This window comes from Streptomyces sp. NBC_00582 (genome assembly GCF_036345155.1).
Classification (GTDB): Bacteria; Actinomycetota; Actinomycetes; order Streptomycetales; family Streptomycetaceae; genus Streptomyces.
In genome coordinates this window covers 9,161,230-9,178,267 of sequence record NZ_CP107772.1, presented here as the reverse complement: position 1 = coordinate 9,178,267, position 17,038 = coordinate 9,161,230, and the positions used below count along the sequence as shown (strand labels likewise).

At 70.1% G+C, this 17,038-nt stretch carries 14 protein-coding genes and 2 pseudogenes; 11 read left to right on the top strand and 5 right to left on the bottom strand.

The genetic code is table 11. The features are described from left to right. Positions 1–116: 116 nt before the first annotated feature. Entirely contained in the window at positions 117–1,460 is a 1,344-nt protein-coding gene (locus OG852_RS41565) for an esterase-like activity of phytase family protein (protein WP_330350580.1), read from the top strand. A 48-nt stretch (positions 1,461–1,508) separates the two neighbouring features. On the opposite strand, the gene OG852_RS41560 is transcribed toward OG852_RS41565, so the two are convergent. Together OG852_RS41560 and xylA are read right to left on the bottom strand one after the other, a co-directional pair. Next, positions 1,509–1,889, bottom strand: coding sequence for a hypothetical protein (locus tag OG852_RS41560; protein WP_330350579.1), 381 nt, complete (start codon positions 1,887–1,889; stop codon positions 1,509–1,511). Positions 1,890–2,012: 123 nt separating this feature from the next. Continuing rightward, positions 2,013–3,179, bottom strand: a complete 1,167-nt coding sequence (xylA, locus tag OG852_RS41555; protein ID WP_133912920.1) for a xylose isomerase — start codon at positions 3,177–3,179, stop codon at positions 2,013–2,015. A gap of 140 nt (positions 3,180–3,319) precedes the next feature. Here xylA and xylB point away from each other — a divergent pair, with 140 nt between their 5' ends. The 5 genes from xylB (at position 3,320) to exaC (ending at position 9,868) form a co-directional block, all read left to right on the top strand. Then, on the top strand, positions 3,320–4,765 hold the full coding sequence (gene xylB / locus OG852_RS41550; protein WP_330350578.1) for a xylulokinase: 1,446 nt from the start codon (positions 3,320–3,322) through the stop codon (positions 4,763–4,765). 101 nt (positions 4,766–4,866) lie between these two features. Beyond that, complete coding sequence (locus OG852_RS41545) at positions 4,867–6,078, top strand: ROK family protein (protein WP_133912918.1); 1,212 nt, start codon at positions 4,867–4,869, stop codon at positions 6,076–6,078. 163 nt (positions 6,079–6,241) lie between these two features. Further along, entirely contained in the window at positions 6,242–6,841 is a 600-nt protein-coding gene (locus OG852_RS41540) for an N-acetylmuramoyl-L-alanine amidase (protein WP_330350577.1), read from the top strand. Between the two features lie 84 nt (positions 6,842–6,925). After that, complete coding sequence (locus tag OG852_RS41535; protein ID WP_330350576.1) at positions 6,926–8,197, top strand: GAF domain-containing protein; 1,272 nt, start codon at positions 6,926–6,928, stop codon at positions 8,195–8,197. A 147-nt stretch (positions 8,198–8,344) separates the two neighbouring features. Then, positions 8,345–9,868 carry an acetaldehyde dehydrogenase ExaC gene (gene exaC, locus OG852_RS41530; protein ID WP_133912916.1) on the top strand — a complete coding sequence of 508 codons (1,524 nt, stop codon included), beginning with the start codon at positions 8,345–8,347 and terminating at the stop codon, positions 9,866–9,868. Between the two features lie 595 nt (positions 9,869–10,463). On the opposite strand, the gene OG852_RS41525 is transcribed toward exaC, so the two are convergent. After that, on the bottom strand, positions 10,464–11,588 hold the full coding sequence (locus OG852_RS41525) for an amidohydrolase family protein (protein WP_330350575.1): 1,125 nt from the start codon (positions 11,586–11,588) through the stop codon (positions 10,464–10,466). Positions 11,589–12,205: 617 nt separating this feature from the next. Between OG852_RS41525 and OG852_RS41520 the strand changes: the two are divergent. Continuing rightward, positions 12,206–12,421: pseudogene (locus OG852_RS41520) on the top strand (transposase); the annotation flags it as partial. Between the two features lie 90 nt (positions 12,422–12,511). Here OG852_RS41520 and OG852_RS41515 read toward each other — a convergent pair. Continuing rightward, a pseudogene (locus OG852_RS41515) lies at positions 12,512–12,869 on the bottom strand (transposase); the annotation flags it as partial. 22 nt (positions 12,870–12,891) lie between these two features. Between OG852_RS41515 and OG852_RS41510 the strand changes: the two are divergent. Next, a protein-coding gene (locus OG852_RS41510; RefSeq protein ID WP_443064612.1) for an IS5 family transposase occupies positions 12,892–13,705 on the top strand; the annotation gives its coding sequence in 2 pieces (ribosomal slippage) (positions 12,892–13,098 and positions 13,100–13,705; 813 coding nt in all). A gap of 83 nt (positions 13,706–13,788) precedes the next feature. On the opposite strand, the gene OG852_RS41505 is transcribed toward OG852_RS41510, so the two are convergent. After that, positions 13,789–14,682 (bottom strand): LysR family transcriptional regulator, encoded by an 894-nt coding sequence (locus OG852_RS41505; RefSeq protein WP_330350573.1) that lies wholly within the window; start codon positions 14,680–14,682, stop codon positions 13,789–13,791. A gap of 101 nt (positions 14,683–14,783) precedes the next feature. On the opposite strand from OG852_RS41505, the gene OG852_RS41500 reads away from it, so the two are divergent. From OG852_RS41500 to OG852_RS41490, 3 genes are all read left to right on the top strand, one after another. Beyond that, positions 14,784–15,872 (top strand): alcohol dehydrogenase catalytic domain-containing protein, encoded by a 1,089-nt coding sequence (locus OG852_RS41500; RefSeq protein ID WP_330350572.1) that lies wholly within the window; start codon positions 14,784–14,786, stop codon positions 15,870–15,872. A gap of 93 nt (positions 15,873–15,965) precedes the next feature. Then, positions 15,966–16,187 (top strand): hypothetical protein, encoded by a 222-nt coding sequence (locus OG852_RS41495; RefSeq protein ID WP_330350571.1) that lies wholly within the window; start codon positions 15,966–15,968, stop codon positions 16,185–16,187. An 8-nt stretch (positions 16,188–16,195) separates the two neighbouring features. Continuing rightward, complete coding sequence (locus tag OG852_RS41490; RefSeq protein WP_443064611.1) at positions 16,196–16,489, top strand: transposase; 294 nt, start codon at positions 16,196–16,198, stop codon at positions 16,487–16,489. Positions 16,490–17,038 lie beyond the last annotated feature (549 nt).

The window sequence follows — 17,038 nt, the reverse complement described above, 5'->3', positions numbered from 1 at the left end:
GGGGGGTGTCGGCTCGCCGGGCGGCCGACGCCCCGCGTTCACCGGAACGTCGCGTCCCGTTCGGCGGGCGCGCCAACTCTGGCCGCTGTCAACGAACTTGCACACCAGGAGGCTTGATGTCCCCGCACTCCACCGGCCGGCGCCGCGTCCACCGCTCCGTCGCGGCGGGCCTACCGCTCGCCGTGCTGGCCGCCCTCGTCATGGCCGGCCCGGCGTCCGCGGGAACCGCCTCGGGGCAGGCGCGCGTGACGCGGACCGCCACGCTCGGGGACATCCCGCTGGGGGCGTTCAGCAACGGCCTGCTGCCCGGCACCGTGGACGACGACCGCGGTGTGGACCTCGGCGGCATCGGCAGCGACCTGTACCCGGCGGGCCGCGCGGGCGAGTTCTGGACGGTCACGGACCGCGGGCCCAACGGCCAGATCAAGATCGACGGGAAGAAGCGCCGCACGTTCCCCGTCCCGGGCTTCGATCCGGCGATCGTGCGGATCCGGGTGACCGGGGACACGGTGAAGGTGCTGGACGCCGTCCCGATCACCACCTCCTCCGGGAAGCCCGTCACCGGTCTGTCGAACCAGGAGGGCCGCGACGAGGCGCCGTACACCTACGACGCCCGCACGCCCCTGTCGTACAACCCGAACGGGCTGGACACCGAGGGCATCGTGCGGGCGGCGGACGGGAGTTTCTGGCTCGTCGACGAGTACGGCCCCTCTCTGGTGCACGTCTCCGCGCGCGGGAAGGTGCTGAGCCGCCATGTCCCCGAGGGGCTGCACCTCGAGGGCGCGGACTACCCGGTGGTGGAGGCGCTGCCGTCGGTGCTGCTGCACCGGAAGGTCAACCGTGGTTTCGAGGGCCTGGCCCAGTTGCCCTGCGGGGACCTGGTGCTGGCCGTGCAGAGTCCCCTCTCGCTGCCGGACACGGGGACCGGCGAGGCATCGCTGACGACCCGGCTGCTGCGGTTCTCGCCCAGGAAGAAGGCGGTCACCGCCGAGTACGCCTACCGCTTCGACCCGGTGAACGTGGTCGACCCGAGCGAGGACGACACCTCCGAGCTCAAGATCTCCTCCGTGGTCGCGGTGGGCGGCGACCGGCTGCTGGTCGAGGAGCGGACGGACAAGGCCGCCCGGCTCCAGGTCGTGCGGCTCGGGCGCGGCGCGAACATCCTGGGCAGCCGCTGGGACGACGACACGACCTCACCGTCGCTGGAGCAGTTGGACGACCCGGCGGCCTCCGGGGTCCCGGTGCTGTCCAAGCGGCTGGTGGTCGACCTGGGCACGGTCGAGGGGGTGCCCGGGAAGATCGAGGGCGTCGCGCGCGTGGACCACGACACGCTCGCCCTGATCAACGACAACGACTTCGGGATGACGGACGGGGCGGGCGCCTTCGACGCGCAGGGCCGGCTGGTGGACAGCGGCGTCGAGACGACCGTGACCTACGTGCGGCTGCCGCGGGGAGTCTGACGGCCCACGCACGCGTGGAGCCTTGCGTCCCTCCCCGCGCGCGTCCCTCTAGGGCAGCAGCGCAGTGACGGACGGCAACAGCGACTCCAGATCGCTCGGTATCTCGGTGGGCAGGGTGCTCGGAAGCTGCGACGGCAGCTCGCTGGGCAGGTCCACCGGGAGGCTGATCGACGGAGCGGGTGTGGCTCCGGTGCTGTTGCCGCCGGTCGGCTTGTCGTCCGATGAGTCGTCGCCGGACGAGGCCATCAGCACGACGGCGAACACGGCGGCGGCGGCGACGAGCAGCACGAGCACGGCGAACAGGGGGCTACGGCGCCGTCGGCGGGGGCCGCCGGTGCCGTAGCCGGGGTCGGGCGGTCCGAAGCCGCCGTACGGGGGCGTGTCGCCCGGCGGTCCTGGCGGGTGGGGCGGTACGGGGGGCGTGGCCATACGTCCAGCGTCCCCGCGAACGGGACGCGGGACGACCTCCGCATGGAAGTTGATACCGGCTCATGCCGTGGAGGGCATGATTCCGGCGTATTCCGTACGGAGGTCCCGGTCCCCCGGGGCTCGTCAGCCGCGGGCGCCCAGCAGGTGGTCCATCGCGAGCTGGTCGAGCCGCTCGAAGGCCATGCCGCGGGCGGCGGCCGCGTCCGCGTCGAAGTCCTCGAAGGCGGTGCGGTCGGCGAGCAGGCTCTGCAGGCCGTCGGCGGCGGTGGCCTGGGCGAGCTCGTCGAGGCGGGAGGCGCGCAGGGCCTCCTGGACCTCCGGGTCGGCACGGAACGCGGCGGCACGCTCCTTGAGGATCAGGTAGTTGCGCATGCAGCCCGCGGCGGACGCCCACACGCCGTCGAGGTCCTCGGTGCGCGGCGGCTTGAAGTCGAAGTGCTTCGGGCCCGCGTAGCCGGCGCTCTCCAGCAGGTCGACCAGCCAGAACGCGGAGCGCAGATCACCGGCGCCGAAGCGCAGGTCCTGGTCGTACTTGATGCCGGACTGGCCGTTGAGGTCGATGTGGAAGAGCTTGCCCGCCCACAGCGCCTGCGCGATGCCGTGCGGGAAGTTCAGCCCCGCCATCTGCTCGTGGCCGACCTCGGGGTTGACGCCGTAGAGCTCGGGGCGCTCCAGGCGGTCGATGAAGGCGAGCGCGTGGCCGACGGTGGGGAGCAGGATGTCGCCGCGCGGCTCGTTCGGCTTGGGCTCGAGGGCGAAGCGCAGGTCGTAGCCCTGGGAGGTGACGTACTCGCCGAGGAGGTCGAAGGCCTCCTTCATACGGTCGAGGGCGACTCGTACGTCCTTGGCGGCACCGGACTCCGCGCCCTCACGGCCGCCCCAGGCGACGTAGATCTTCGCGCCGAGCTCGACGGCCAGGTCGATGTTGCGGATCGTCTTGCGCAGGGCGTAGCGGCGCACGTCACGGTCGTTCGCGGTGAACGCGCCGTCCTTGAAGACGGGGTGCGTGAAGAGGTTGGTGGTGGCCATCGGCACGGTCATGCCGGTGGTGTCCAGTGCCTGGCGGAAGCGCTTGACGTGCTCCTCGCGCTCGCTGTCGGAGGACCCGAACGGGATCAGGTCGTCGTCGTGGAAGGTCACGCCGTAGGCGCCCAGCTCGGCCAGGCGTGTCACCGTCTCGACCGGGTCGAGGGCGCGCCGGGTGGCGTCGCCGAACGGGTCCCTTCCCTGCCAGCCGACGGTCCACAGGCCGAAGGTGAACCTGTCCTCGGGGGTGGGCTGGTAGCTCATTGCCGCGGCTCCTTGCTGTGCTGACTCTCGGGCGGTCGGTGGCGAACTATTTCGTCATGGCCGTTTACAAATTAGTATGCCAACGCATCTCTGGGAAGACAGATCCCGCAGAGCCGCGGAAAAACTTGAGGGAGAGCCCGATGTCAGCAGCCGAGGGTCCGCTCGTCGTCGGCGTGGACTCGTCCACCCAGTCCACGAAGGCGCTGGTCGTCGACGCGGGCACCGGCGAGGTCGTCGCGAGCGGCCAGGCGCCGCACACGGTGTCCTCCGGCGCCGGCCGCGAGAGCGACCCGCGCCAGTGGTGGGACGCGCTGCACGAGGCGTTGCGCCAGTGCGGTGACGCGGCGCGCGAGGCCGCCGCGGTGTCGATCGGCGGGCAGCAGCACGGGCTGGTCACGCTGGACGGGCACGGTGAGCCGGTGCGCCCGGCGCTGCTGTGGAACGACGTGCGGTCGGCCCCGCAGGCGCGCAGGCTGACCGAGGAACTCGGCGGGGCGAAGTTCTGGGCGGAGCGCACGGGGTCCGTCCCGGCCGCGTCCTTCACGGTCACGAAGTGGGCGTGGCTCGCCGAGAACGAGCCGGAGGCCCTGCGCGCGACGAAGGCGGTACGGCTCCCCCACGACTACCTCACCGAACGCCTCACCGGTGAGGGCACGACCGACCGGGGCGACGCGTCCGGCACAGGCTGGTGGGCGTCGGTGACGGAGGGCTACGACGAGGAGATCCTCGCGCGCGTGGGTCTCGACCCGGCGCTGCTGCCCCGCGTGGTGCGGCCCGGCGAGATCGCGGGCACCGTGCGCGACAGCCACGACCTGCCGTTCGCCAAGGGCACCCTGGTCGCCGCGGGCACCGGCGACAACGCGGCGGCCGCGCTGGGGCTGGGGCTGCGCCCGGGCACTCCGGTGCTGAGCCTCGGCACCTCGGGCACGGTGTACGCGGTGTCGAAGCACCGGCCGTCCGACCCGACCGGCACCGTCGCGGGCTTCGCGGACGCCCACGGCGACTGGCTGCCGCTGGCCTGCACCCTGAACTGCACGCTCGCCGTGGACCGCGTCGCGGCCCTGCTGGGCCTGGACCGGGAGGCCGTGGAGCCCACCGCGGACCTCACGCTCCTGCCCTACCTGGACGGCGAGCGCACCCCGAACCTGCCGAACGCCTCGGGTCTGCTGCACGGCCTGCGCCACGACACCACGGCCGGGCAGCTCCTGCAGGCCGCCTACGACGGTGCCGTGCACTCGCTGCTCGGCGCGCTCGACCTGGTTCTCGACGAGGACGCGGACCCGTCGGCCCCGCTGCTGCTGATCGGCGGCGGTGCGCGGGGAGCGGCCTGGCAGCAGACGGTACGGCGGCTGTCGGGACGGCCGGTGCAGATCCCCGAGGCCAAGGAGCTCGTCGCGCTGGGCGCGGCGGCACAGGCGGCCGGGCTGCTGACCGGCGAGGACCCGGCCGCGGTCGCCCGCCGCTGGAACACCGCGCGCGGGCCGGTGCTGGAGGCCGTGGAGCGGGACCAGGCGACGCTCGCGAGGATCGCCGGGGTACTCTCCGACGCGGCCCCGCTGCTGGAGCGGAGCACGCACACCGGCTGAGCGAGGTACCGCCGTACGGCTGTACCTGTACGGCAGTACAGGTACGGCTGGCTGTATCGACGTATCGGCTTGTCGATGAATCGAGACGGATCGACGGAGGCATGACCGCACCGCTGCACGAGGCCCGCGCCACCGGCCCGGGGCGCGCGCTGCCCGACACCCAGCAGGGCATGCGCCGGCGCAATCTGGCGCGGGTGATGCACGCCGTTCGCGCCGAGGGCCCGCTGTCCCGGGCGGCGGTCGCCTCACGCATCGGCCTGACCCGGGCGGCGGTGTCGACCCTCGTCGACGAGCTGATACGCACCGGTCTGCTGGAGGAGCTCGGCCCGGAGCGACCGGGCCGGGTCGGTCGTCCCGGGTCGGCGCTGGCGGTCAGCGGACGCGGCCCGGCGGGGCTGGGCGCCGAGGTCGGCGTCGACCACCTCGCGGTGTGCGTCGTCGACCTACGAGGTGAGGTACGGGCCCGTGCCGTGCGGCACGGGACGAACCGGGGGCGGTCCCCCGAGCCGGTGATCGAGGAGCTCACCGGGCTGCTGCGGGAGGCCGTCACCGAGGCGGAGGGCGAGGGGCTGTGGCCGGCCGGGCTCGCCGTGGCCGTCCCCGGGCTGATCGCCCGCGACGGCCGTACGGTCGTCCGCGCGCCGAACCTCGGCTGGCACGACACCGATCTCGGCGCCCTGCTGCCCGGCGAGTGGCCGCTGACCGTGGACAACGAGGCCAACTTCGGCGGACTGGCCGAACTCTGGCTGGGCGAGCGCACCCCGCAGAACTTCCTGCACGTGTCGGCCGAGATCGGCATCGGCGCCGCGGTGGTCGTGGACGGCAGTCTGCTGCGCGGCACCCGCGGTTTCGCGGGCGAGCTGGGCCATGTGCCGGTCCACCCCGACGGGCCGCGGTGCGGATGCGGCGGCCGGGGCTGTCTGGAGCAGTACGCCGGTGAGGAGGCGGTGCTGCGCGCGGCCGGGCTGGAGCCGGGCGGAGACCGGGTCGGGCTCCTCGCGGGACGGGCCGCGGAGGGCGACCCCGAGGTACGGCTCGCCCTGCACGAGGCGGGCAGGGCTCTCGGTATCGCCCTGACCGGCGCGCTCAATCTGCTGGATCCGGAGAGCGTGGTGCTCGGCGGTGCGCTGGCCGGACTCGCGCCGTGGCTGCTGCCGTCGCTGGAGGCCGAACTCGCCCGGCGCACCGCGGGCCCCGCCCGTGCCGTCTCGGTCTCACGGCTGGGCCCCGAGGGGCCGTTGCTGGGGGCCGCGCACTCGGTGGTCCGGGCGGTGCTGGACGATCCGGCGGCGGCGGCCGCGGACGGTTCCTGACACCCGCACAGGACCGGAACTCCCCGTTCGGGTGAGCGAGTTGTCCACAGCCAGGGCCTGTGTCCACCGAACTGCCCGGCCTCCCACGGGCCGACCGGTGATCGCCGTACTGTGATCCCCGCGGAGCGCGGCCGTCGGCCTCCGCGGAACGGAGAGCCCAGCCATGACCCCACCCATGCCCCTGCCCACCAGACGGCGGCTGCTGCGCGGCGCCCTGCTCGCGGCCGTCCCGTACGCGCTGCTGCCGGACCCACCGGCCGGTGCGCAGACCCAGGCCGTCGACTACCGGCCGGCGGAGTGGCAGCCCGCGACCTCCGCGAACTACACGGCGGCCGACCGCCCCGCGTCCCATCCGGTCGACCTGGTCGTCGTCCACGTCACCCAGACCGACTTCGCCAAGACCCTGGCCGTCTTCCAGAACCCGAAGAAGCGGGTGTCCGCGCACTACGTGGTCCGCTCGGCCGACGGTCACGTGGCGCAGTGCGTCCGGGAGTCCGACATCGCCTGGCACGCGGGGAACTGGGACCACAACACCCGCAGCGTCGGCATCGAGCACGAGGGATGGGTGGACCGGCCCGCCTCGTTCACCGACGCGCTCTACGAGCGGTCCGCCCGGCTCACGGCCTCGGTCTGCGAGCGCCACGGCATCCCCCGGGACCGCGCGCACATCATCGGCCACTACGAGGTTCCGGGCACCGACCACACCGATCCCGGTCCGCACTGGGACTGGGGGCGCTACATGAGACTCGTCAACGGTCTGTGAAGGGCGAACGACGTCCAAACGGTTGTCGCCCCGCACACCCGGAGTGACGATGTCCCCAGCCGTGTCGTCTTCCGGGAGGGCGAGTTGTCGAGCGATCCATGGGTGGCCCTGGAACCGGGAACCGACCCCGCCGAGCGGGTACGGATCCTGCGCCGGGCGCACCAGACGTTCACCGAGGCGGGGACGGTCCCGCGGCCGGTGCGGGCGGTCGTGGCCGACTCCTGGCGCCGTTCGGCGCGGGCCGGTGTGGGTCCCGACGGCACCGCGAGTGTGGAGCTGACCGACGGTGATCTCGGCAGCTACCGTTCCGAGCATCCACTGGCGCGGGTGATGCCGCTGTTCCGGGAGCTCATGGGCACGTTCGCCGCCGATGGGGAGCATCTGCTGGCGGTGTGCGACGCGCACGGCAGACTGCTGTGGGTCGAGGGCCATGCGGCGACGCGCAAGCAGGCGGGGCTGATGAACTTCGTGCCGGGGGCGCGGTGGGCGGAGAGCGCCGTCGGGACGAACGCGCCGGGCACGGCGGTCGCCCTGGACCGGCCGGTGCAGGTGTTCGCGGCCGAGCACTTCATCCGGCGGGTGCAGCCGTGGACCTGTGCGGCCGCGCCGGTGCACGATCCGCGGACCGGGCGGGTGCTGGGGGCGGTGGACATCACCGGCGGGAACGGCCTCGCCCATCCGCACAGCCTGGGCTTCGTCCAGGCGGTCGCGCGGGCCGCGGAGTCCCAGCTCGCGCTCCTCGCCCCGGAGGTGCCGCAGCCCGACGTGCCGGAGCTGACCGCGCTCGGACGGGACGAGGCACGGCTGGTGACCGGCGGACGCAGTGTCCGCCTGAGCCGTCGGCACAGCGAGATCCTGGTGCTGCTCGCCCGTCACCCCGAGGGCCTCACCGGTGACGAGCTGCTGTGCGCGCTGTACGAGGACGAGTCGGTGACGCCGGTGACCCTGCGGGCGGAACTCGCCAGACTGCGCGGGGTGCTCGGCCCGGGGCTGCTGGTCTCGCGTCCGTACCGGCTCACGGTTCGCCTGGAGTCGGACGTCGCGATCGTCGAACGGCGGCTGGCGTCCGGCGCGGTGACGGCCGCCGCCGCGGCGTACTCCGGGCCGCTGTTGCCCGCGTCGCAGGCTCCGGCGGTCGTACGGCTGCGACAGCGCCTCGCCGACGGACTGCGCGCCGCCCTGATCGCCGGTCAGGACCCCGACCTCCTGGCGGACTGGGCGCACGCGCCGTGGGGCGAGGACGACCTGGACGTCTGGCGGGCGCTGGCGGCGGCCCGCCCCACGGCGGCGACACGGGCGCGCCTGACGGCGCTGGAAGAGGAACTGGCGGCGCCGAAGGGCCGGCTGCACCGCTAGGGCCCTTCCAGGCGGCCTGGGCGGTGGGGGCCGTCGCCCCGACAGGGGCCGTGGGGATCACCGCAACGTTGCTGCAACGTCCGGATCCCTAGCCTCCGCTCAGAGCCGTCCAACGGCGGGCGGCCCTGCTGAGGGAGGCACACCGGCATGACCCGTTACGCGGCGCCCGGCACCGAGGGCGCGATCGTCTCCTACCAGGCGCGCTACGACCACTTCATCGGCGGCGAGTACGTGCCGCCGGCCCGTGGGCAGTACTTCGAGAACCCGTCTCCGGTCAACGGGCAGCCCTTCACCGAGGTGGCCCGTGGCACGGCGGAGGACGTGGAGCGGGCGCTCGACGCGGCACACGCGGCCGCGCCGGGATGGGGGCGCACGTCGGCGACCGAGCGCTCGGACATCCTGCTGAAGATCGCCGACCGGATGGAGGCCTACCTGGAGCCCCTCGCGGTCGCGGAGAGCTGGGAGAACGGCAAGCCGGTCCGGGAGACGCTGGCGGCTGACATCCCGCTGGCGATCGACCACTTCCGCTACTTCGCGGGGGCGGTGCGCGCGCAGGAGGGGTCGCTCAGCGAGGTCGACGACGACACCGTGGCGTACCACTTCCACGAGCCGCTCGGGGTGGTCGCGCAGATCATCCCGTGGAACTTCCCGATCCTGATGGCCACGTGGAAGCTGGCGCCGGCGCTCGCGGCCGGCAACGCGGTGGTCATCAAGCCGGCCGAGCAGACCCCGGTCTCCCTGCACTACTGGATGAGCCTCGTCGCGGATCTGCTGCCGCCGGGCGTGGTGAACATCGTCAACGGCTTCGGCCCGGAGGCGGGCAAGCCGCTCGCGTCCAGCCCGCGCGTGGCGAAGGTGGCGTTCACCGGTGAGACGTCCACGGGCCGGCTGATCATGCAGTACGCCGCGGAGAACCTGAAACCCGTCACGCTGGAGCTGGGCGGCAAGTCGCCGAACATCTTCTTCGACGACGTGTGGGAGAAGGACGACGACCTGCGCGACAAGGCCCTCGAGGGGTTCACCATGTTCGCGCTGAACCAGGGCGAGGTGTGCACCTGTCCGTCCCGCGGTCTGATCCAGCGCGGGAACTACGGCGACTTCCTCCAGGCGGCCGTCGCCCGCACGGAGCTGATCAAGCCCGGCAACCCGCTCGACACCGACACGATGATCGGCGCGCAGGCGTCCAGCGAGCAGCTGTCGAAGATCCTGTCCTACATCGACATCGGCCGGCAGGAAGGCGCCAAGGTGCTCACCGGCGGGGAACGCGCCGAGTACGACGGTGAGTTGAAGGGCGGCTACTACGTTCAGCCGACGATCTTCGAGGGCGACAACCGGATGCGTGTCTTCCAGGAGGAGATCTTCGGTCCGGTCGTCTCGGTGGCCTCCTTCGACGACTTCGACGACGCCATCAAGATCGCCAACGACACGCTGTACGGCCTCGGGGCCGGCGTGTGGACGCGGGACATCAACACGGCGTACCGCGCGGGCCGGGCGATCCAGGCGGGCCGCGTCTGGACCAACTGCTACCACGCCTACCCGGCGCATGCCGCCTTCGGCGGGTACAAGCAGTCGGGGATCGGCCGGGAGACCCACAAGATGATGCTGGAGCACTACCAGCAGACGAAGAACCTTCTCGTTTCATACAGTCCAAAGAAACTTGGGTTCTTCTAGAGTCTCAAGTCGGTTGCCTGGAGACTCCGTTCCACTCCAGGCAACCCCTGCACCTACATTACTCTCCGTGATCACCTAAGCGCCTCGTGCCACGATTGGCGTCTCAAGCGAATTCTCCCGGACCAGTAGCGGACCAAACGGCCCCGTCGACCCCTGCCCGGACGACGCACAGAGGCTAGACATCCACCGCGTCGCGCCGCTGTCCGAAGCCTGGAACCCCGGCGCTTCGACGTGGTCTGCGGCCGAGCGGGAGTGCTACGCGAACGACTCGGTGATCCGCGGTCCCTGCGGGTGGTATCGGCGGGCCACAAATAGATCGAAGGGGACCGAGACCCGGCCCAGTGACTGCCCTCGACCGGTGCACGTACATCACAGACTGTGCGACGAAGGAGATGTGCTGGCAGCTCGCCGTCGTTGAGGCGGAACCGGCAGCCCTCACACAGGAGTTGGCCGCCTGCCCGAACGCGTCCGTAAAGGTCACGTTACCAGAAGAGCCTGTATGAGACCGCGTTGTGGGGCAGCCGCGCATCGCATACGTCGGCCGTACTCTCGCCTTACAGCAAAGCATTCTTTCACTCCGGCCGACGCTGGCGTATCACTTCACGGGCACGTTCATTCTGAACAATTTCGCTGCATTTCGGAATGCGATCTTTTCTTTGTCTTCGCGTGGCAAATCGACTCCGCGGAACCAGTCGGTCTGCTCCTTTATGTCCGCAAACGGGTAGTCGGTTGCGAACATCACTCGATCCACGCTTATGTACTTCAGCAGGAGATCGAGCAGTTCGGTCTGGGGGAATGCGCTGGTTGTGACCCAGAAGTTGTCCTTGAAGTATTGCGCGATGGGCTTCTCGAGCGAGTCTTTGGTCGGCTCGCCCATGTCATTGACGATCCGCTCGTAGTAGAAGGGAAGACCTTCGCCCATGTGGCCGATGATGATTTTCAGTTTGGGGAACCTGTCGAAAACCCCGTACGTGATCATCCGAATGCATTGGGTCAGCACCTCCTGGTGCCAGCCATATCCAGACCCACTGAAAATGTAGTCTTGGAACTCTTCCGTGTATTTAGACCGTGTGGTGCTGTAGTAGATCTTGAAGACCTCGTCAGCTGGATAGCCGGGATGCAGGTAGATCGGCACATCGAGAGCAACGGCACGTGCCAGCACAGGCTCGAAATCGGGATGATCGAGATACTTCTTCGCGATGTGTCCGTTGGTCAGTGCGCCCAAGAAGCCATCTTCCCGAACCGAGCGTTCCAATTCGTCCGCCGCCGCCTCCGGGCTCTGCAAGGGCAAGGTGGCGAAAGCCTTGAAGCGGTCCGGATATTTGGCGATTGGCCCATCTGCAAGTTGCCGGTTAAGACGATAGGCAAGGTCGATACCCCTCTGCCCAGGGACATTTTGCACGGAGGGTGTATGAGCAGAGAGGATTTGAACGTTGAGTCCCCCTGCATCCATATCGCCGATGCGGCGTTGACCTAGATCCGAAAGACCGATTTCCTCAAGGAACGCTATGTGATCCTGATTGATGGAGTTCAACTTCAACAACGTGGGAGTCGAAAAGGTCTCCTCCGTGCCGATGAAGGGCAGGTCCTGGTCCCGCCGTGAAATGTCCGAAGTCTCGTTCTCGCTCGCTTCCGAGAGAATGGCGTGCGTGGACAAGCCGGCACCAATGCCAAGTGCCGTGCTGGCGGTGAGAAAGCCGCGGCGTCCCATGGGCTTCATGTCAGTCCCTCTCTTAAGGCGTTTGTGTGGTGAGGTATCCGTACGGCATCCGTCTGCGAGATGCTTCGGGGGGTCTTCGCGTCCTGCTCGCGCACCACGGCAGCGCGCAGGTCGAGGAACCGCTCGCCGGTGCGCAGCGGCTGTGGTGGAGCTGACGACCGCCCGCGTGCGCGCTGTGCGGGCCGGCCGCGGCGGGCCCCGCACTGTTGTCGGCGTGTGACCCCGCATGCGGCGACAGGGAACGGTGTCGCCAGCGCCCTGGTGGCCACCCCGAACCTCCGCAGTGGACTATCAAGTTCCGGCATAGCCCCAACGCTAGGCCCGATTCCGTTCTGTTTCGTCATACTGCGGTCGTCATCCCTCGGGAGACAGGCGGTACGACGTTACTCCGACGGGAGTACTCTCCGGAGCGCCGTTCGACACCCGCACGAGAATCAAGGCCCGTCGCAACTGGGCCCGAAGTACAGAGATGGGCCGGTCCGTGCTTTCCCCGATGATGCTGCGTCGACTGCCATCACCAGCCTTCTACATACGGGTTGCATCGCTTATCCGCATGCCTACTTCCTACCGAGCGAACCTGAGACGAACGTTGAAGAGCTGCTCACGCGCTCTGCTAAATGATCAGTTGTGGGAGCTTCTCGAGCCGTTGCTTCCGCCGTGGCCCGATGGAGGCGCCCGGTCCGCGGCCGGTGCCGGATCGGCAGTGCCTGCAGGGCATCTTGTACGTGCTGCATACCGGGATCGGCTGGGAAGACCTTCCGCAGGAACTCGGCTTCAGGTCAGGCATGACGTGCTGGCGGCGGATCAAGCGGTGGATCAACGCCGGGGTGTTCGACGAACTGCATCGGATCCTGCTTGCCCAGCTGAACGCGGCAAATGAGATCGACTGGTCCCGGGCGTTGATCGACGGCATCCACATCGACACGAAAAAGGGGGTCCCAGACCTTGAATTCGCCCCCATTTCCAGCCCCCACGTGAGCGGAGTCGAGGACCACGCGAGACGTCGATGAGGCCGGCGTCATCGAGTCGGTGCAGCACCGCCTCGTGCGGCCGGCCCCACACCCCGGCCCGCGACCAGATCAGGAACCGGCGGTGCGCGGTCGACTTCGATATCCCGAAACACGGCGGCAGACCCCGCCAGGCACAACCGCTGACCAGCACTTAAATGATCGCCGCGAACAGCGTCTCATCAGGCCTGTCCTGCGTTCCGCCGCGCTGCAGCCGCACCTTCGACGGTGGGATCAGCGACTCGGCAATCTCCCGCAGCCCGTCCGGAACAATTCAACTCCACGTATCCCGCCCCATGAACAACCCAGCGAGCGATCACCACATAGGACACCGTAGCTGGTCGCATCAATTGCTGCCGTCGTTCAACTCCCGTCCGCAGGGCGGCGGGACCGCTCCGTGTGACGAGCGGGCCGTGTTTACGGCGGTCGTGTATGTGCTGACCAGCGGGTGCGCCTGGCGGCATCTGCCGGAGACGTTCGGCGTCTCGCCCGCGACCGCGCATCCGCCGGTTCACCGCGTGGACCCGGGCGGGACTGTGGCGTCGGCTTCACCGGGCGCTCCTGGACGAACTCGGTGCGCGAGGCGCGCTGGACTGGGCCTCGGCGATCGTCGATGCCGCCTCGATCCGGGCCAAAAGGGGGGGCACGCTGACCGGGCCGAACCCGGTCGATCGCGGCAAGAAGGGCAGCAAGCTGCATGTGCTGTCCGAGGCCCAGGGCATCCCGCTGGCCGTCGCGGTGTCCGGTGCGAACACCCACGACAGCATGGTTCTGAAGCCGCTGATCCGCGGTACACCCGCCGTCCGCTCCCGCCGCGGGCCGCGACGGCTTCGGCCCGTCAAACTCCGCGCGGACAAGGCGTATTTCTCCGCCGAACACCTCACCTGGCTGCGCGAGCGAGGGCTCGTCCCGCGCATCGCGCGTCCCGGGATCGAATCGAGCGAGCGGCTCGGCCGGCACCGCTGGAAGATCGAGCGGTCGATCGCCTGGCTGTTCGGCTTTCGCCGGCTCACCGTCCGGTACGAGCGAAAGGGATCTCACTTCCTCGCCCTCCTCGGCCTCGCAGCCGCCCTCACCTACTACAAGAAGCTCGCGAAACTCGCCACGTGAGACATCCTCCAATGCCGAGGTACACGTGATGGTGCGCGTCCTCGGCGGGCTACGGCACCGAATCTGACGGCCGGCGGCCCGTATCAGGTGGTCGAGGCAATTGCTCGAGTGACGGCCGTGATCGCCGGGGTGGGGCGGCCGGGGAGCCGCGCCACGAGAACCCGGCGGATCTCGGGAGGTGCGCCTTCGACGTGCAGCAGGCTCACCCCGGGCGGCAGCACCGGCGAGAGCCGCGAGGGCACCGTTGTCACCCCGAAGCCACCGGCGACCAGCTGAAGTTTCGTCAGCCAGTCGCGCGCGCAGTGGACGATGTCCGGCCGTCCGGGCAGGCCAGGCCAGACGCCGAGCAGTGGCTCGGCGTTCGACGCCCGGGCGGCAATCCACGGGGCGTCGATCAATTCGTCGACGTGCACCTCGGTGCGGCCGGCGAACTCTCCGGTCGAAGGCACCGCCACGACGAGTTCGGTGTCCATGACGGTCTCGACGTGCAGGTGCGGCGACTCGCCGTCCAAAGGACGGTGGGGCGGGCGGGACGTCAGCACGGCAAGGTCGATCGAGCCCGCGCGCAGTGCCCGGACCAGGGAGGGCGTGGTGCCCTCGGTAGTCGTGACCGTGATCTGCGGGTCGGTCGCCGCGAGGCGGGTGAGTGAGAGAGGCAGGATGGCCGCGCCCGCGCTCAGGAACAGTCCTAGCCGCACCAGTTCGGTACGCGGGACGGTGCCGGTGAGGTCGCGCTCGGCCGCCGTCAGACAGTCCAGGATCGTGCGAGCGTGGCGCAGCAGAGTCAGACCCGCGGGGGTGAGCCGCACTCCGTCAGGGCGGCGTTCGAACAGGGCGGTGCCCGCGCTTCGTTCGAGGACGGCGGCCTGGCGTGAGACCGCCGACTGTGTGTAGCCGAGCCGGATGGCTGCTGCGGTGAAGCTGCCGGACTCGGCGATCTGCCGCAGGACTCGTAGGCCTGTGCTGGAGATGTCCATGCGAGATACGCATACCACAGATGCCTGATCGTCGCTTCCCGCATGCCCGCCGGGTTCCTGGTGTCGATCCCGACGAACACGGACGAACACGGAGGTCATCAGTGCGAGCAGCGGTTCTGACGCAGTTCGGTGCCCCGCTCACGGTGCGGGAGGTTCCCGACCCCGAGGCCGGCGGCGGCGAGGTGGTGGTCGAGGTCCTCGCCGCCATGGTGGCGCCCTACGCGGCTGAGGTCTTCAGCGGCGAGCGGAACTACCCCCTGGTCCCTCCCGTCGTGCCTGGGATCGGCGGCGTGGGACGGGTCGTCCACGTGGGCCCCGACGCCACCCGGCTGCGCCCCGGCGACCTGGTGTGGTGCGACCCGACGGTGCGCTCGCGGGATGACGCCCTGACGCCCGACATCACGCTCCAGGGCTGGAGTTCCCGCGGCGAGGGCGGCGCGCGCCTCGCCCGGTACCTGCACGACGGGTCGTTCGCCGAGCTCATGCGGGTCCCGACGGAGAACGTCTTCCCGCTCCCCGCAGCGGCGGGGGACGACCCGGCCCGCTGGGCCGCGCTCGGCGTGCACGTCATCCCTTACGGCGGGCTGCTGGCCGGCGGGCTCGCAGCCGGTGAGACGCTGCTCGTCAGCGGGGCCACCGGCAATCTCGGCAGCAGTGCGGTCGCGGTGGCGCTTGCCATGGGGGCGGGCCGCGTGGTCGCCCCAGGCCGCAACCAGGCCGCGCTCGACCTCCTCGCCGACCGGTTCGGTCCGCTCGTGCGCCCGGTTCCGCTCACCGGGGACGAGGCCGGCGACCGCGCGGCGATGTCCGCGGCGGCCGACGGCCCGATCGACATGGTGATCGACCTGCTACCCCCGAGCGCACCCAGCTCGGCAGCGCGCACGGCAGCCATGACCGTGCGCGAATACGGCCGCGTCGTTCTCATGGGTGGCGTCGGCATGCTCGGCGGCGACGACCTCGCCCTCCCGTACCCATGGATCATGCGCAACTCGATCACCGTGCGCGGCCAGTGGATGTACCCGCGTACAGCGAACGTCGGCATCATCCGGCTCCTCGCCTCGGGCACCCTGGACCTCGCCACCGAACGGGTCCGGTCGTTCGGCCTCAGCGCCGTCAACGAGGCCGTCACGTACGCCGCCTCGCATGGCGGTCCGTTCGACCGCACCACCCTCACCCCACCGGCTCGCTGACAAGACCGACTGATCCCCACATGTCAGCGCCACGTCCCCGCCCTCACGAGCGCAGGCCGCCAGCCTTGCTGCTGCTATTTCTCGCGAACAACCATGAGCCTCAAGATCACCAACGGCTGCCCGAACGGACGAAGATGCGCTGCGGACGGGATGGGGGAGGTCGCGGGGGAACCGGTCGCCGTGAAGGTGATCCGGCCCGACCGCACGGACCCGCACACCCGCGCCCGCTTCGAACGCGAGGCGACCATCGCGCGAACAGCAGCGGTGTCGGCACCGGCGTTGCCGGGCCTGACTGATCGTTTCAGAATGAGTTGAGTCGCCGGGTGCGTGCTGATCTTGTTCCGGACGACCTGTGGGAGCGGGTGGCGCCGCTGCTGCCACCCACTCCCCAACCACGCCATCGCTGTCCCGGACGACTGCGCGTTCCGGACAGAGCAGTCCTCGCCGGAATCATGTACGTGTTGCGGACCGGCGTTGCCTGGCGCGACGTGCCGGCCGAGACCGTAGGCTGCTCCGGAGTCGGCCTGGCGTCGGCTGCGGGACTGGACCGAGGCCGGCGTCTGGCCACGCCCGCACTCCGCCCTGCTGACCGAACTGCGCCGCACGGACTCGCTTGACCTGGACGACTGCGCCGTCGACGGTTGGCGCGTCCGGGCTCTCAAAGACATCTCAGGGGCTGACAAGTCAAGTCGTCTGCCTGGCCGGGGGGACGGCAAGCCGGGGCGTGCTTCAACGATCGGCATACGTCACCATGGTCTGCCGGGCGGAACAGCATGTGGTGGCCCGGTAGGAGCGGTCTGTCGGTGAGGGTGGGGTCCGTGGATCAGAGCGAGGACCAGGTCTTGGCTGAGGAGCTTGCTGCTCTCGGCGCAGTGGGTGGGGGTAGTGGTCGCTTGGTCCGGGTGTTCCCTTGCCTTTCGACGATGCGGTGAAGCGCGTCTTCGGTGTGCTCGGGAGGGCGGGCCACGTTATTGAGACTGTGCCAGTTCGCCTTGGCGAGGACGAAACTATCCGCATCGTCGCCAGCGGCGGTGCCAGCGGGCTGAATGCCGTAGTGGTGACCGCACGAGTGCTGAAGGCCGATGGGGGCAGCTCGGAGGTCTGGCTTCGTGCAGCTGCCAAAGAGGGTCTGATCAGGCAGCGAGCCGGGGAGAAGACCGCCGTCC

What these genes read in the sequence shown, in the direction of transcription:
- OG852_RS41565 (WP_330350580.1), top strand. Translation starts at nt 117, where the DNA reads ATGTCCCCGCACTCCACCGGCCGGCGCCGCGTCCACCGCTCCGTCGCG.
- OG852_RS41560 (WP_330350579.1), bottom strand. Translation starts at nt 1,889, where the DNA reads ATGGCCACGCCCCCCGTACCGCCCCACCCGCCAGGACCGCCGGGCGAC.
- xylA (WP_133912920.1), bottom strand. Translation starts at nt 3,179, where the DNA reads ATGAGCTACCAGCCCACCCCCGAGGACAGGTTCACCTTCGGCCTGTGG.
- xylB (WP_330350578.1), top strand. Translation starts at nt 3,320, where the DNA reads ATGTCAGCAGCCGAGGGTCCGCTCGTCGTCGGCGTGGACTCGTCCACC.
- OG852_RS41545 (WP_133912918.1), top strand. Translation starts at nt 4,867, where the DNA reads ATGACCGCACCGCTGCACGAGGCCCGCGCCACCGGCCCGGGGCGCGCG.
- OG852_RS41540 (WP_330350577.1), top strand. Translation starts at nt 6,242, where the DNA reads ATGACCCCACCCATGCCCCTGCCCACCAGACGGCGGCTGCTGCGCGGC.
- exaC (WP_133912916.1), top strand. Translation starts at nt 8,345, where the DNA reads ATGACCCGTTACGCGGCGCCCGGCACCGAGGGCGCGATCGTCTCCTAC.
- OG852_RS41525 (WP_330350575.1), bottom strand. Translation starts at nt 11,588, where the DNA reads ATGAAGCCCATGGGACGCCGCGGCTTTCTCACCGCCAGCACGGCACTT.
- OG852_RS41505 (WP_330350573.1), bottom strand. Translation starts at nt 14,682, where the DNA reads ATGGACATCTCCAGCACAGGCCTACGAGTCCTGCGGCAGATCGCCGAG.
- OG852_RS41495 (WP_330350571.1), top strand. Translation starts at nt 15,966, where the DNA reads ATGAGCCTCAAGATCACCAACGGCTGCCCGAACGGACGAAGATGCGCT.